The sequence below is a fragment of the Spirillospora sp. CA-142024 genome (assembly GCF_050942325.1).
Classification (GTDB): Bacteria; Actinomycetota; Actinomycetes; order Streptosporangiales; family Streptosporangiaceae; genus Spirillospora.
The window spans coordinates 1939347-1953447 of the sequence record NZ_CP192077.1; the positions used below are offsets into that span (position 1 = coordinate 1939347).

Here is a 14101-nt window from a genome sequence, read left to right on the forward strand (position 1 = left end):
AGAGGTCAGGGGGTGCGCGCTTAGGCTGCGTGGACCAGGCGGAGGCCACGGGCTCCGTCTGCCAACGGAAAGGAAGTTGATCGGTGCGAACGATCCTCAGCGATCTCGGTCTCGAATCCCCGCTCGTCGGGACGACCGTGACCGCACACATCAAGTCGAGCGGGCCGGACGGGTTCCGCTGCGCCGTCTATGACGTCGCGACCGGAGAGGCGCGCGACGCCCTCCTGCCGCGCGCCGACGCCTTCGACCTCCCGGAGGGGGCTCCACAGCCCCAGCTGGCGTCGGGCAGCAAGGTCGTCGCGCTCGTCGTCGGCGTGTCCCCGGGGCCGGACGGCTCGGAGCGCCTCATGCTCTCGGCGACGGCGCCCGAGCTGGTCGAACGCCTGCTGGCGGGGTTCGTCGACGAACTGCTCTCCGGCAAGGTCGTCATCAAGGCCATCGCCCGGGTCGCCGGGACCAAGACGAAGATCGCGGTGGCGCCGACCGTCCCCGGCGTCGACGCGCGCGGAGCGTGCATCGGCCGCGGCGCGAGCCGGCTCAAGGGCGCCGAGAGCCTGCTGAACCACGGCTACGGACGGGAGCGGCTGGAGATCATCGAGTTCTCCAACGACCCGGCGACCTTTCTGGTCAACGCCATGAACCCGGTGCAGGTCACCGACGCCCTCGCCGAGCGCGGGAACGCGATCGTGGCCGTCGAGGAGCACCAGCTCTCCGGCGGTATCGGCGAGGGCGGCCTGAACGCCCAGCTCGCCGGCCGGCTGACCGGACACTACGTCCGGGTCGTCAAGACCGGTACCGATCTCCGCGAGGCGCTCGACCAGCTCGTGGCCGACAAGGCCGCCGCGGAGAAGGACTGAGGGGACCCCCGTGCTTCCCGTGGTGGTGCACGCACGGGCGGGGGTCCAACCCTCCGGCGTCGACGATCTGAGCGTTCCGGGCGGGGGAAGCCTCGACCGGGACTCGCTCGTCGCGGCCGGCCAGGCGCTGACCTGGCGGTCGGTCTTCACCAGCGGCTCGCTCACCGCGATCCCGCTGACCGCGGCCTCCGCGGTGCTCGTCGATCGCGACGCGGGAACGCCGGCGGAACTGTGGCACGACCGGTTCACCCGGGGGTTCGCCTACCGGATGGCGGGCGAGCTCACCATCGCGTCGGTCACCGCGGGGCTGCTCGGCGAGGCGGCCTCCGAGGACGTGAAACTGCTCGGCTCGGCGATCGACGGGCTCGCCCGGCTGCTCACCGACCTGGAGGAGGTGCGCTCGCCCGGCGTGCGGGCCGAGCAGATCGTGGCCGACACCGTCCGGACCCACAACGCGCTGCTCGGCGGGCTCATGCGCCCGCAGGTCTCCGCACGGGAGCAGGGCGACTTCACCGTCCACACGGTGCGTTCGGTCTCCCGGCACCTGACCCGGTCCGATCTGGAGCCGATGCGGGCCCGGATCGGGCTGCCCTGGCCGGCGCGCGTGACCAACGGGGTCGGCGATCACCTGGGGCTGGCCCGGTGGCGCATCACCATGCAGTCCAACGGCGACCAGATGTGGTGCCGGCTCGAAGCGCAGAACGTCCTGGTCACTGAGCTGTGGCTGCGGAATCCTCCGGAGCCGCCGGAATGAGGTACCCGAACCCAGTCCTCGTCATGATCACGCCGTCGCCGAGCTTGCGGCGCAGCCGGGACACGTGCTCGGCCAGCGTCCGGGAGACCCCCCGGTCGGTGCCCCACACGTGCAGCATGATCTCCTCCTTGGAGACCGCCCGGCCGCGGTTCACCGCCAGGAACTCCAGGACGGAGTACTCCATGGGGGCCAGCCGCACCTCGGATCCGTCCCGGAACACCTGCCGGGCGGTGAAGTCGACCCGCACCGGAGGGATGTCGAGCATGTCACCGCGGGTCTCGCCGGAGTGCCGGGCGATGCTTCCCGCGCTGCGCCGCAGCAGCGCCTGGATCCGCGCGACCAGCACCTCCGGATGGAAGGGCTTGACGACGTAGTCGTCCGCGCCCAGCCGCAGCCCGAGCGCCTGCTCGTGCGGCTCGGAGCGGACGGTCAGCAGGATCAGCGGCGTGGTGTTCCCCTCGTCGCGCAACTGGTCGATGAGGGACAGCCCGTCGATGTCGGGGAGGTTGATGTCCAGCAGCGCGAGGTCGATGTCGCCGCGGCGCAACGCCACCCGGGCCAACTCTCCGTTGGCGACCGACTCCACCTGGTAATGCCGCTTGCGCAGCAGACCCGAGACCAGCTTGACGAGACGCGCATCATCGTCTACCAGCAGGATCCGCGCCATGGCGCAATGATAACGGAGTTGACATCCTCCCCATCTGAGCCAAGGGGATCCCAACAGCAACCACTACCCCGTAAAGGTAGGTCGTGTTGAGGTTCACGGTTCACCGGCTCGCCCAACGGCGGGCCTTCCCGTGCAGCGACCGCATGCCCTGCGGCCGTATCGCGTATGTTCATTGCCGCGTTCACGTCGGCGTGGACCCGGAACCCGCAGGCGACGCAGACGAAGACCGCTTGGCTCTTGCGGCTCTCCCCGGCGACATGCTTGCAGGTGTTACAGGTCTGCGACGTGTTATGCGGGTCGATCTTGATGACGCGTCCGGGTGCCTTGTGCTCCAACCGGGTCACCAGCACACCCCAGCCGGCGGCGAGGATGCCCCGGTTCAGCCCGGCCTTCTGCCGAACGTTGCGGCCTGGTGCCTCCACCGTGCCGCGCGCCGACCGGGTCATGTCCCGGATGTTGAGATCCTCGACGGCGATCAGGTCGAACCGGCGGGCCAGGCTGGTGGAGGTCTTCTCGATCCAGTCTTTGCGCCGGTCGGTCTCGCGGGCCCGCAATCGCGTGATCGCGGCCTTGACCCTGGCGCGCCGCTTCGAGCCGCCCTGGGCGCGGGCGAGTCTGCGCAGCAGCCGCGCCAGCCGAGCCCGCTCCGTCTCTCGCAAGCCGGGTGCAGTGAGCAGGTCGCCGGTCGACAAGGCGGCACTGACGGCCACACCTCGGTCTACCCCCACTACCTCACCCGTGCCGGGCGCGGGGATGGGGTCGGGGATCGCGGCGAACGCGACATGCCAGCGCCCCGCCCGATCCCGGGTGACCCGGAACGATTTAGCGTCCCCGGGGACGGGCCGGGACCAGCGGAACCGCACCCACCCCACCTTGGGCACCTTCACCTGACCGACCCGCCGCGACACCCGCCGCACGTCGCCGGGCTTGACGGCCACGATCCGGAACCCTTCGTGGCGTCCGGCCTTGCGCCAGGTCGGGCGCCGGTGAGTGCCTGCGAAAAAGTTGCCCATGGCCTGGGCGAAGTCCTTGAGCGCCTGCTGCTGCACCGTCACCGACCCCGCCCGCAACCAAGCGAACTCCGCCCGCGCCCGCGTCAACTGGCGGCACTGCTCGGCGAACCGCGGTGCCGAGCGGCGGCCCGGCCGCCAGCAACCGTGCTGCTCGACGGCGAGATTCCAGACGAACCGGGCGTGCCCGCAATGCTCCAGCAACGCCTGCTCCTGAGCAGGTGTCGGCTGCAGACGGTAACGGGACATGCCCAACAAGCTACCGACCACCACCGACAAAACTCGAAGAGCACCGTCCGGCATCGTGCCGCGTATCCTTCTCGTCCTGAAGGATGGCGCCTCCACGCTGTGGGCGCCAGGTGAAGCCGGCCGTCCGGAGCGGCAGTGAACGGGCTGGGATGTCGTTGAGGCGCAGCGTGTTGTACGGCGTGATCGCGTCTTTCGTCGTCCTGGCCGTTTTCGGGATGAGCGGCTCGCCGTACAACCGAGTCGGTCCGGGGCCGGCGATCGAGGTCGGCCGGCCCGAGGGCGGGTCCTGGTCGGTCCTGACGGCCCGCGTGCAGCGCAGCAACTGGTTCCAGTACGCGAAGGCGGAGCTCACCGGAGAACGCACGATCCGGGCCGACGGAGGCGGGTCCGGCGGCGACAAGGGCCCGCCCCGGTCCGATGACGCGATGAGCACCTCGCAGACCCACGCCGTGCTGGTCGCCGCCCAGCTCGCCGCCGGGCGGGCACCCGTGGCCGCCGCCGGTCTGCAGGTGACCGCGGTCACCGGGCCGGCGGCCGCCTCCGGCCTTCACCCCGGCGACGTTCTGCTGGCGGCGGGCGAATCAGACGACCTGACCCCGCTGCGTGCGCCGTCCGACCTGGAGGCCGTGACCGTACGGGGGACGGCCGTGCGTGTGCTCGTCGTCCCGTACACGTCCGGCGGTACGTGGGGGACCGCCGAGATCCGGCGGATGCCCGCGGGCCGGCTCGCCGGGGTGCAGGCCGGCCCTGCCGTCTCGGCCACCGCCTACCCGCTCGGCTCGGTGGAGGGCCCCTCGGCGGGGCTCATCCTGGCGCTGGCCCGGGTCGACGCGCTCACCCCGGGCGACCTGACCGGCGGGCGCCGCGTCGCCGGCACCGGCGGGATCAGCCTCGACGGGGACGTGACCGCGGTCGGCGACATACCCGAGAAGGTGCACGCGGCGGCGAAGGCGCGCATGGACGTGTTCTTCGTGCCGATCTGGCAGCGGTCCGTCGCGGCCGCGGCGGCCAAGGGCACCGGCGTACGGGTCGTGCCGGTCCGCACGGTGTCGGAGGCCGTCGGCTGGCTCTGCGCCGCCGGCGGTCGCGCTCCGCTCTGCTGACACCCGATCCGCTCAGGGGTGGCGGAGATGGGGCAGCAGCGCGGCGAGCACGCGCCGTTGCACGACCGGGTCGCCCTCCCCGAGCCACGCCTCGATCGCCTCGCGGACCTGTGCCAGGTCACCGACGAGCAGGTCGCCGTTCTCGGGCACCGGGAACTTCACCGAAGACGACCGCACGGGGTCGTCTGGAAGCACGGCGACGAACCCCCGGACCCGCACTCCGCGCGGTACCACCTTGCGGATCTCCTTCACGGCGGCGGCGATGCCGGTGTCGCCGTCGGAGAACGGGCGTCCGACGGTCGTGATCACCCCCTTGCCCGTCCAGGCGTAGGTCCCGGCGGGCCAGCGGCGGGCCATGACGAGGGCGAGCCGGTTGCCGCGCATCACGACGTGGTCGACATAGGGGAGGGGCTGCCCCGACGGCTGCGGAGCGGTGATCGCATGCACGATCCGAACGCCGTTGAGCTGCGCGAGCGTCTCCAGCCCGGTGGCGCTTTCCTGCGCCAGCCGCTGGCGCAGGGGGTCGCCGTCGAGTCCCGCTCCGGCCACGTTGAAGATCTGGTAGCCGAGTGAGTCGGGGGCGATCAGCCGGTCCAGTTCCCGGCCCTGCCGGACGATGTGCGGCGCCGCCGCCAGCCCAGCGCCCCCCGCGGCGAGTGCCGCCAGCGCGGCGCAGAGCGTCCAGAAGGCGCCGCCGTCGGCGTCGGCCGCGGCGAGCGCGGTGGCGGCCGCGAACGGCAGCACGCACACGGCCCAGAGCCAGGATTGGGACCGCAGCGTGGGCTCCAGTGCGACGACCGGCAGCGCGATCAGCGGCAGGAGCAGGAGCAGCATGAACTCGACCGGGAAGCCGGCGGGCCACAGCGCGTACACCGCGGCCAGGGCGGCCACCGTCCAGACGACGATGGCCACCACCCGGAACCAGTGAGCACCGAACCGGGGACGGACGCGTGGGGCAGATTCGGGTTCGGGTTCGGGCGCCCGGGGTTTCGTGAAGGAGACGCGGGGCTGGGATGAGCCAGTGCCATAAGGGCGCCGCGGACCGGCCTTCGTGTTCTGCTGCCCCGCCTGCTGGTGCTCCCTGTACTCCTGCTCCCTGCTCTGTTGCTCCGCGCCCGGCTGTTTCGTCCGCTGCTGTTTCCTGTCCTGCTGGTTCCCGCTCTCCGGGCCCGGCCGCGGCTTCGGCTCCGGTTCGGGCTCCGGTTCGGGCCGGGGCCGGGGCGGCGGCTCGGGCGGAACCGTGCGGGAACGGGCGTCGTACGCGGCGCGGGACGCCGGGTCCTTCAACGTGTCGTACGCCGTCTTGACCAGCCGGAACAGCCCGGAGGTGCCGCTGGCGTCGGGATGCACCGCTCGCATCGCGCGGCGGTATGCCCGGGTGATCTCCTCCGCGGGCGCGGTCCGCTCCACGCCGAGGAGCTCGTAGTAGTCCGGTTGGTCGTTTCCCATGGCATCCCACTCGTCGGCCGGTCTCCATCTCGACAGTCCGTGGTTCGTGGCCTGTGGCTGCCGACTTCGGCCACCGGTCACGCGCGTACGTGGTCGTGGGCTGCCGCGCCCGGACGGTTCTCAGTGGGTCCCGGCAAGACAAGTGGGGCCCCACAAATCAAAGAAGGGAGGAATACCGATGACCGAGTTTGATCGGACATCATGCCGCTGCCTGATCCACCAGGGGAAGCGGACGGACGAGGACGTCGGTCGCGTCGCCGATCGAATTCGCAGCCTCCGTTGGACGTTCGTCGACCACGGCGACCATGACCTTCTGGACTGGTGTTACGAAGGTCCGGCCTGGTCCTGCACCGTGGGTCTGGGGCACAACTTCGGCTTTCCGGAACTGCTCATCTGCGGTCTGCCCCGCGGTGAACGTCGCTACATCCTCAAGCAGGCCGTCCCACCGTTGGACCACGATCTGCTCGGGGTGGGCACCGTCGATCATGAGCTGACGTCTTTGAAGCTGAAGGTCGTCAGGGTCCACGCCAGCTGGCATGGCACGGAGCTGCTGAGCACTGCCTGTGCCTTCTACGAGGGCCGGCTGCCCGAGTACCGCCAGCTCATCTGGGCCGACGCCGACGGGAGGTTCCCCGGCGACGACGGCTTCGACGAGGCGCTCAAAGAGCTCCAGCCGAATCTGGACATCCCGAGGAGGCGCCACCCGAAATGCGTCTGGACGACCCTGTCGTAGACCGGCCAGGTCCGGACGCCCGCACCAGAAGGCACCTCACGTTGACGACGTGGGGTGCTTTCTCTCGAATCCGCCGGCGCGAAAAACAACAAGGTGGGGAGAAGTGCTCCTCCCCACCCGTCATTGGTGCGCCTTCCAGCGCCGGTCACTTCGCCGCGGAGACCGCCTTCAGGGTGATCAGCGCTGCGATGACTGTCATCGCCCCCGTGATGGCGGAGGTGACGAGGACCTGCAGGGTCATGGCCGAAGCCGCGCCCATGAAGGCCGATGGCAGCAGGCAGACGGTGGCGGTGAGCCAGCTCGCGAGCACCACACCCAGCACGGGGCGGTGCCGGCTGCCGGGCCACGCCTTGCGCCGCATGGAAAGGATCGCGTTCACGGCCAGGATGTAGAGGCCGAGGGCCGCGCCCATGAGCGGCGGGACCATCAGCTCTCCGGCAGACCAGTCCTCCACCGGCTTCGCCGCGTCCATGTGCTTGATCAGTTCGAACGCCCACAGCATGAACAGGTTGGCGATCGTGGGGAAGATCGCGAGTTGGCGGATCTCCATCGGGTACATCGACCAGCTCGCGCGGATCTCGCCTCGCTCGACGTTCCGGATTCCCGCGATCTTGCGAATTCGCGGGACTTGCAGAGCCATCCGGAAGAGAACGGCGGTGAGGCCCGTCGCCGCCGTGATCATCCACAGGACGTTGTTCGGGGCTGCGTCGCCGAGCGTCGTCGAGACGGCGAACAGCGACAGGATGACGCCGAGCCAGGCGAGGCTCGTGTACAGGACTCGGAGTACGAGAGTCCTGCTGAATGCGGGTTTGGACATGTTCGTTTCCCCTTTCGGTTGCGTCGTTGTTCTGCCGGTCCCGAGGAATCGGCAGGTAGTGACGACCGTGCGAAGCGGACGCCGAATGGCAACCGGGGTGCCGCCGGTGGCGAAGGGGAATCGACCCGGGGGCACACGAAAAGCGTCCCGGTGGGGCGGCTCGAAGCCGCCCCACCGGGACACCGAGTCGGGCTCACCCCTATGCGGTCACCGCACGGAGTAGAGCTCGTTGAACAGGACGTTGCTCCGCACCCGCTTCCCCACGGAGGGGTCGTCGGGGTTGAGAACGACCATGTGCCCGGGGTCTCCCCGGAATCGGGCGAAGGGACCGGACGGGTCCGGGATCCTGCCCCAGACCCTTGTCGGCGCGCCGATCGCCATCGACCGCGTCGCTTCGCCCACGTAGTGCCGGGCGAAGCGCTCGGTCATGGTGACCATTCGCCAGGCGGCGCTCGGCTCGTCGATCACGATGGCCAGGCCGTCAAGGCCGAATCTCATCATGTCGACGACGTCGGCCGCGTCGACGAGGCCCTTGAGGCCGCCCAGCTCGGGAGGCTGCCCGGGTGCGAACAGTCCCTCGGTGTGGAGTTCGTCCGAGACCGCCGCCTGGACGCGCGGATGCAAGGCCAACTTCCAGACCTCGTCGTCCTTCGCGCGCATCTTGACGATGAGGTCGGCCGGCCCCGGTTTCTCACCCCGGATGACGGCCGCTTCGAGCTCCTCGCCGACCTCACGAAGAGCGTCGTGGAAGACCACCTGCACGCGGTGCCGGTGCTCGCCCAGCATCCCGGCCAGCTGCCCGGTGAACCAGCTCGTAAGGAGTCGGCGGTCTCGCCTCGTCCTCTCGAACCAGGTGGTGCACACCTCCGGCTGGACGCGGCCCAGCCGCAGTGCGGTGAGCAGCGGGAGCCAGCGCTCCTCGACGGGAACGCGGAACCGCAGTCGTACCGTCGGCCCGTCGGCGGGCAGGGCCCGAACCAACCGGGTGACGGCACTCTTGAGGCACCAGAGCAGATCCTCGACCCCCAGGATGTGGCCCCGAGGTCCGAAGCCGATGGACGTGATATCCCCGTCCAACTCGCTCAGGTCGCTCTCCGAAGCCGGCCACTCCAGCGGGACGGCGGACTCCGGCGTCCTCGCGACCGCACGGCGCCTGCTGCGCAGGCCGCCGGCGCCCACGAGGAGCGTGATGACGTCGGGGGCGGTTTCGAACGCGTGGTCCAAGTCGCCTCCGATCCACCAGTGGTCCACGTCGCCGCCGTCGGCGAACCCGGCGGAGGCGAGCCCGTCCGGACCACCCGCGGTGGTGTCGACGAGGGTCTCGTCTTTACCGGTGATGCCGCGCAGACGAAGCGCGTCCACCATCGTGCCGAAACGGCGGCAGGCCTCCTGCGAGGTGACGCTCAGCGCCCGGCCCGGTTCGCCGACCTCGCGATGCCGGCCGACGAGGGACTCGCCTGCCGCCAGCGTGAACGGTGTGAGCCTCTGCAGAACCCTGGGTGCCGGCTGGCCCCACGGTTCGGCGATGTATCCCCTGTAGGCGGGTGACACGTGTCATCTCTCCTTTGCGTTGTCGTTCGCCCGCACGCGACGTGCGGACGGCCCGGTCCGAGGACCAGGCAGAGATGACCGTGCCGGTCTCCTCGCGGCTGGCAATGCCGCCGAAGAGCCATGGCCGTTTCCGGCGAATCGCCGTTTCGGAAAGGGTGAGCGACCTGCTCCGCGTAGTAACGTCCGTTTCAGGCCGTCACCCGCGTGAGGCGGATGCGCGACTTGCTCAGACGGACCCGAAGAGCTGCGTCCAGTAGGTGCCCGCCTTGCCCCCACCCTGGAAGCCGATCCCGATGTGGGTGAAGTCGGGCTTGAGGATGTTGGCGCGGTGCCCCGGGCTGTCCATCCAGCCCTGCACGACCTCGGCGGGGGAGCGCTGGCCGCAGGCGATGTTCTCGCCGATGCCGAGGTGCGTGGAGCCTGCCGCGGCGGCGCGGTCCCAGGGCTGGGTTCCCTCGGGCGACGTATGAGAGTAGAAGCGGCGGGCGGCCATGTCCTCGCTGTACGCCTGGGCCGCCGCGGCCAGGCACCGGTCGTCGGCTAGCGGCCGGAGCCCATGGGCGGCCCGCTGGGCGTTGGTGAGCGAGACGACCTCGGCGGCGAACCGCGTCCGGCCGGCCGGGGAGAACGGTGTCGCCCACAGCACCGTCCAGTAGAGGTCGCGGTCGCGGCCCCTCCCGGACGCGTGGCCGATACCGACGTCACAGAGCTCCCCGTTGCGCAGGGCCTCCACCGGTTGCCCGCCGTTCAGGTAGTACTGGATGAACTCTTCCAGCGTGCGCGGACCGGACACGAGCTGCTCGTCGATGGTCAGGTAGATGTAACCGTGCATTGTGACCTGGTCGAAGACCGACATCCCGTCCGGCCCGTCGGCGTCGAGCCGGCGTTGCGCGGCCATGGCCGCGGCGTGCGCCTGGGCGGCCGCGGTGAGCCGGCCGTCGAGCGTGATGGGCGGCAGCCCGCTCCTGGCCCGCAAGGCGCTGGCGTGGTGCCCGAAGCCGTTCAGATGGGCGACGGCGACCGGCGGCCGGACGGGACGGCTGACGGCGGGCGGGGGCGGTGGCGCCGCGGCCCGGGGCGGCGGAGGAGGCGCGGCCGGGGGCGGCGCCTGGGTGCCGTCGTCGGAGACGTCGACACCGAAGTCGCGGGCCAGCCCCGCCAGGCCGTCGGCGTACCCCTGGCCGAGGGCGCGCAGCTTCCACGTGGCGCCGCGCCGGTAGATCTCCACAAGCAGAAGAACGGTCTCGGTCCCCGGACGTGGCGGGGTGAACCGGGCCACCACCGCACCGTTGCCGCCGACGGCCTGCAGCGCGGGGGCGGGCAGGCCGCTCAGCGGGGTCCCAGGGTCGGCGGCGCTGATGACCACCGTGACTCGGCTGGCCCCGGCCCGCAACCGCGGCGGATCAACCACGACCGCTCCGGGCCGCAGGCGGGCCCCCGGGGCCGACGGCTGGTTGAAGAACACGAAGTCCTCGTCGCCTCCGACCTTCCGGTCATCGCCCGTGATCAGCGCGGACAGATCGAAGGGCCCCGGCACCTCGATCGAGATCGCGCCGTCGGGCAGCGGAAGGTTCCCGCCGGAAACCAGTTCGCGCATCGCCATCCCCCGTCTGAAGAGGTCGTCCCCACGAAGGACGGGCGTCCGGACGACCACGCCAAGCGAACACAAGGCCTCCTCAAGGACCGTACGAGGGCGCACCGAACAGGCAAGAGATCCGCCGATCGAATACCTGCGCCCAGGTCCCGAGCGGCACGCTGGAGGCGCAACAAGTGTGACCCCCGGATCTCTCCGGGGGCCACGGGTGGTGCGACGGTGCCGCAGTCAGCCGACTACGGCGCCGTTGTTACGCCGTGAGCTGGCACACCCACTGCATGAACGCGAGGTTCCCCTGGGGCCCCCGCAGGTGCAGATCGGCCTGCCGTTCCACGTTCTTGTTGGCGAAGACCCCGTTGCTGCCGGACGTGCCCCCCTTGATGACGGGCACACCCTGCTTGCGGAGCCAGTTGAGGGCCCTGAAGGCCCGCTCGTCCTGCTCGCCGTCCCCCGAGAAGTAGACCACCGAGGGAAGGAACGGGAGTGAGCACACGAACCAGGCGAGGGAGTTCTCCTTGTTGACCCCCGCCGGGCCGATCTCGACCACCGAGTTACCCGCGTGGCACACCAGGCGGGACTCCGGCGTCGAGGCCCTCTTGGCCAGCGCCGTGCACCCGGAGACCACTCGGGCGACCGTCTCCTCGTCCGTACCGGCGTCGTAGTGCCCGGCGACGAAGTGAGACTTCACCTTCTCGATGGACGGGCTGGTCACGCCGGCGTCCGCCAGGACCCCGGGCAGTTCCTCGACGACCATGTCGAACTTGCTCGGGCGCGCGACCGGCACGGTGAGCCGACCGTGGTGCCAGTACTCGCAGCCGAACTGTCCGATCATGTGAGTACCCGGCACGAGCAGGCCGTTCTCCCAGCCGTACTCCTGGCCGAACTGCCGGATCTGGCCGACCGATCGGCCGGTCAGGAGGCCGGCGGCGCCGATCTGCTCGACGAGCTGCTCGTACAGCCCGCGGTACCGCGGGTCGACGAACGGCATGTCCGGGAACTTGACGGTGGGCGCTTTGTTCCCGTCCCAGTCCTCGACGACCACGGCGTGCTGGGGGTCCTGCTCGAAGGCTTCCATCGCCTTCTCGCCCTCCTTCGTCTGGAAGGAGAACAGCTGGTCTCCGGATGCTCCGGATTCCTTGGTCATGGGCTTATGCCCCTTTCGTTTGTGCGTGACGTCTTGCCTTGCACGCCACACAGCTGGTTTTTTTCGTGACGGCCGCGTGCCGCCACTAAGTGAGACCGTCCCTGACCAGGCGCCGGACGCAACCCTGGGGGCACCGAGGGGCGTGCGCGCGTGGTGTCGAAGCCTCGACGGCGATCATGTACGGGCCGGCGCGGGCCGCACTGGTGTCGCGCACCGTGGAGCGAAGCCTCACGGACCGCTCAGGCCCCCACGGCGAGCCTGGTCAAGCGGCCCAGCGGTGGATCAGAGCCTGGAGTGGACGTGAACTCGGGCCCACCTACATCGCGGGCAGCTCATCGCCACGCCGCCGACGACCTTCGACACGCTGATGCTGCTCGGAGGCAACCGGGGGTTACTGGGCAGCCTCAGGTGGCCCACCTGCCGGCCGGACCGGAGCATCGCGCTTAGACGTCATCTCATTTGGTGAGTCGGCGGTGGCAGATGAGTGTGGCGGCGATGCCGACGAAGGCCAGGAAGTGTTCGGGTTTGCGTTCGTAGCGGCGGTGCAGTCGACGGCAGCCGCTCAGCCAGGACACTGTTCGTTCCACCACCCAGCGGTGCCGGCCGAGCCGGTCGGAGGACTCGATGCCGCGTCGGGCGATGCGCGGGATGATGCCGCGCTCGCGTAGCCAGCGCCGCAGGTCGGTGTAGTCGTAGCCCTTGTCGCCGTGCAGCTTTGCCGGGCGGCGTCGGCGCGGCCCGCGCCGGGAACGGATCGGCGCGATGCCCCGCACCAGCGGCTCCAGCGCGAGCTTGTCGTGGGTGTTGGCCGCAGAGATACCGACAGACAGCGGCAGTCCGGCACGATCGACCAGCAGATGGATCTTCGACCCACGTTTGCCGCGGTCGACAGGATTCGGGCCTGTCAGTTCCCCCCTTTGCTCGCGCGGACGCTGACCGAGTCGATCGCGCACTGCGACCAGTCCAGCTCACCGCGCCCGCCCAGCTCGTCCAGCACCAGGCGGTGCAGCTTGGCCCACACCCGCGCAGCCGTCCACTCGGCGAAACGCCGGTGTGCGGTAGGGCCCGACGGCCCGAACACCGGCGGCAACTGCTGCCACGTACAGCCGGTGGTCGCCACGAAGATGATCGCCGCCAGCACCTCGCGATCCCCGTGCCGACGCCGGCCACCGCCCTGCGGCCGCGTCGGAGCGGGCGGCACCACTCGCTGGAACAGCTCCCACAACTCCTCAGGCACCAACCGTTCCACCATCTCCACGGCCGCAGACTACCGGCCCCAACCCAAATGAGATGGCGTCTTACTACGAGCGCAACCGTGAGCGGGGCCGTTTGCCCGGTCATGTGCGGATGCTAAGCCCGGACGAACTGGTGGCCGACCTGACCCACACCGAGGCCCGAACGCCCTGCATCGGCCCCGAGGACCTGCTTGGACATGGCCATGACCGACCCTGAACTCCACAGGAAGCTCGACGCTGTCCGCGACTCGGTGTCCGCGCTCGCCCGGGGCGCTCGGTGTGAGCGGCGATTCGATCAAGGCACGCCATGGGTCCGTGCCCGGCGTCGACCGGCTCACCGTCGCCGAGGTCATGAAGGCGAGCTTCGCGACGACGCGCCTGGCGACCGGCCACTCGATCGAGCAGGTCGACCAGTTCCTCGACGGGGTCGCCGAAGAGATCGCCGTGCTGACCGTCGAGCGCGACGAGGCGCGCCGCGAGCGCGACGCGCTCCGCTAGGTGCACCAGAAAGGCCCCCGCCCGACGCAGGCGGGGGTCTTCTTCGCTTGGTTGCCACCATTTGAAGCATTCCCGGCCTCTTGTGGCCAGTACGACCATGCCGCCGGACGCAGCAGCCTCCCGTACACACCACGTGTCTGTCGGCGCCGACCGCACCCGCAGGGCAGGCTCGCGCGGGCTGACCAGCGCGGCATCAGGTCCAGCGAAGCAGGGTCGGGCGGGTGGGCGGCGGTGTGTCCGGCATGGGGTGTTCGGTTTTCACCGTCATCACTGCAGGACCCCTCCTGGTTCCACGGACTCTGTTGCCGTTCTCGCACGCTTCGGGACGGTCAACTGTGCCGACTCCATAGTCGGTTCGCATCGGCCCCTCGGAGGGCCTGCGAGCAACAAAACCGCCGGCGCTGCAGAGCTGGTGGGACCCAACGAAAAAGAAAGAGGGA

The 14101-nt window shown here is 70.2% G+C and carries 13 protein-coding genes; 5 read left to right on the forward strand and 8 right to left on the reverse strand.

Features of this window, described 5'->3' with window-relative positions; all coding sequences use genetic code 11:
- Nucleotides 1-83: 83 nt before the first annotated feature.
- Nucleotides 84-857 (forward strand): hypothetical protein, encoded by a 774-nt coding sequence (locus ACQPZP_RS09355; RefSeq protein WP_433477231.1) that lies wholly within the window; start codon nucleotides 84-86, stop codon nucleotides 855-857.
- A 10-nt stretch (nucleotides 858-867) separates the two neighbouring features.
- Nucleotides 868-1611, forward strand: coding sequence for a hypothetical protein (locus ACQPZP_RS09360; protein WP_433467313.1), 744 nt, complete (start codon nucleotides 868-870; stop codon nucleotides 1609-1611).
- Here the strand turns inward: ACQPZP_RS09360 and ACQPZP_RS09365 are convergent.
- Together ACQPZP_RS09365 and ACQPZP_RS09370 are read right to left on the reverse strand one after the other, a co-directional pair.
- Nucleotides 1568-2278: a response regulator transcription factor gene (locus ACQPZP_RS09365; RefSeq protein WP_433477232.1), complete on the reverse strand. Its 711-nt coding sequence runs from the start codon at nucleotides 2276-2278 to the stop codon at nucleotides 1568-1570. The two genes, ACQPZP_RS09360 and ACQPZP_RS09365, sit on opposite strands and share 44 nt — an antisense overlap.
- Nucleotides 2257-3537 (reverse strand): RNA-guided endonuclease InsQ/TnpB family protein, encoded by a 1281-nt coding sequence (locus ACQPZP_RS09370; protein ID WP_433477233.1) that lies wholly within the window; start codon nucleotides 3535-3537, stop codon nucleotides 2257-2259. The genes ACQPZP_RS09365 and ACQPZP_RS09370 overlap by 22 nt, the downstream gene beginning before the upstream one ends.
- A 179-nt stretch (nucleotides 3538-3716) precedes the next feature.
- On the opposite strand from ACQPZP_RS09370, the gene ACQPZP_RS09375 reads away from it, so the two are divergent.
- Nucleotides 3717-4640, forward strand: a complete 924-nt coding sequence (locus tag ACQPZP_RS09375; RefSeq protein WP_433477234.1) for a S16 family serine protease — start codon at nucleotides 3717-3719, stop codon at nucleotides 4638-4640.
- Nucleotides 4641-4652: 12 nt separating this feature from the next.
- Here the strand turns inward: ACQPZP_RS09375 and ACQPZP_RS09380 are convergent, their stop codons facing one another.
- On the reverse strand, nucleotides 4653-6089 hold the full coding sequence (locus ACQPZP_RS09380) for a J domain-containing protein (RefSeq protein ID WP_433477235.1): 1437 nt from the start codon (nucleotides 6087-6089) through the stop codon (nucleotides 4653-4655).
- Nucleotides 6090-6267: 178 nt separating this feature from the next.
- On the opposite strand from ACQPZP_RS09380, the gene ACQPZP_RS09385 reads away from it, so the two are divergent.
- The gene (locus tag ACQPZP_RS09385) at nucleotides 6268-6822 is read left to right on the forward strand and encodes a DUF4262 domain-containing protein (RefSeq protein WP_433477236.1); all 555 of its coding nucleotides are present in this window, start codon (nucleotides 6268-6270) and stop codon (nucleotides 6820-6822) included.
- Between the two features lie 145 nt (nucleotides 6823-6967).
- Here ACQPZP_RS09385 and ACQPZP_RS09390 read toward each other — a convergent pair whose 3' ends face one another.
- The 5 genes from ACQPZP_RS09390 to ACQPZP_RS09410 form a co-directional block, all read right to left on the reverse strand.
- Nucleotides 6968-7639, reverse strand: coding sequence for a hypothetical protein (locus ACQPZP_RS09390; RefSeq protein ID WP_433477237.1), 672 nt, complete (start codon nucleotides 7637-7639; stop codon nucleotides 6968-6970).
- A 207-nt stretch (nucleotides 7640-7846) separates the two neighbouring features.
- A complete protein-coding gene (locus tag ACQPZP_RS09395; protein WP_433477238.1) occupies nucleotides 7847-9190 on the reverse strand; it encodes a hypothetical protein in 1344 nt (447 codons plus the stop codon).
- Between the two features lie 226 nt (nucleotides 9191-9416).
- Nucleotides 9417-10787, reverse strand: a complete 1371-nt coding sequence (locus ACQPZP_RS09400) for a CAP domain-containing protein (protein WP_433477239.1) — start codon at nucleotides 10785-10787, stop codon at nucleotides 9417-9419.
- Between the two features lie 247 nt (nucleotides 10788-11034).
- Nucleotides 11035-11928 (reverse strand): trehalose-phosphatase, encoded by an 894-nt coding sequence (locus ACQPZP_RS09405; RefSeq protein ID WP_433477240.1) that lies wholly within the window; start codon nucleotides 11926-11928, stop codon nucleotides 11035-11037.
- Nucleotides 11929-12383: 455 nt separating this feature from the next.
- A protein-coding gene (locus tag ACQPZP_RS09410; RefSeq protein ID WP_433479576.1) for an IS5 family transposase occupies nucleotides 12384-13180 on the reverse strand; the annotation gives its coding sequence in 2 pieces (ribosomal slippage) (nucleotides 12384-12838 and nucleotides 12838-13180; 798 coding nt in all).
- Between the two features lie 262 nt (nucleotides 13181-13442).
- On the opposite strand from ACQPZP_RS09410, the gene ACQPZP_RS09415 reads away from it, so the two are divergent.
- Nucleotides 13443-13661, forward strand: coding sequence for a DivIVA domain-containing protein (locus tag ACQPZP_RS09415; RefSeq protein WP_433477241.1), 219 nt, complete (start codon nucleotides 13443-13445; stop codon nucleotides 13659-13661).
- Nucleotides 13662-14101 lie beyond the last annotated feature (440 nt).

What these genes read in the sequence shown, in the direction of transcription:
- ACQPZP_RS09365 (WP_433477232.1), bottom strand. Translation starts at nt 2,278, where the DNA reads ATGGCGCGGATCCTGCTGGTAGACGATGATGCGCGTCTCGTCAAGCTG.
- ACQPZP_RS09370 (WP_433477233.1), bottom strand. Translation starts at nt 3,537, where the DNA reads ATGTCCCGTTACCGTCTGCAGCCGACACCTGCTCAGGAGCAGGCGTTG.
- ACQPZP_RS09380 (WP_433477235.1), bottom strand. Translation starts at nt 6,089, where the DNA reads ATGGGAAACGACCAACCGGACTACTACGAGCTCCTCGGCGTGGAGCGG.
- ACQPZP_RS09385 (WP_433477236.1), top strand. Translation starts at nt 6,268, where the DNA reads ATGACCGAGTTTGATCGGACATCATGCCGCTGCCTGATCCACCAGGGG.
- ACQPZP_RS09390 (WP_433477237.1), bottom strand. Translation starts at nt 7,639, where the DNA reads ATGTCCAAACCCGCATTCAGCAGGACTCTCGTACTCCGAGTCCTGTAC.
- ACQPZP_RS09400 (WP_433477239.1), bottom strand. Translation starts at nt 10,787, where the DNA reads ATGCGCGAACTGGTTTCCGGCGGGAACCTTCCGCTGCCCGACGGCGCG.
- ACQPZP_RS09405 (WP_433477240.1), bottom strand. Translation starts at nt 11,928, where the DNA reads ATGACCAAGGAATCCGGAGCATCCGGAGACCAGCTGTTCTCCTTCCAG.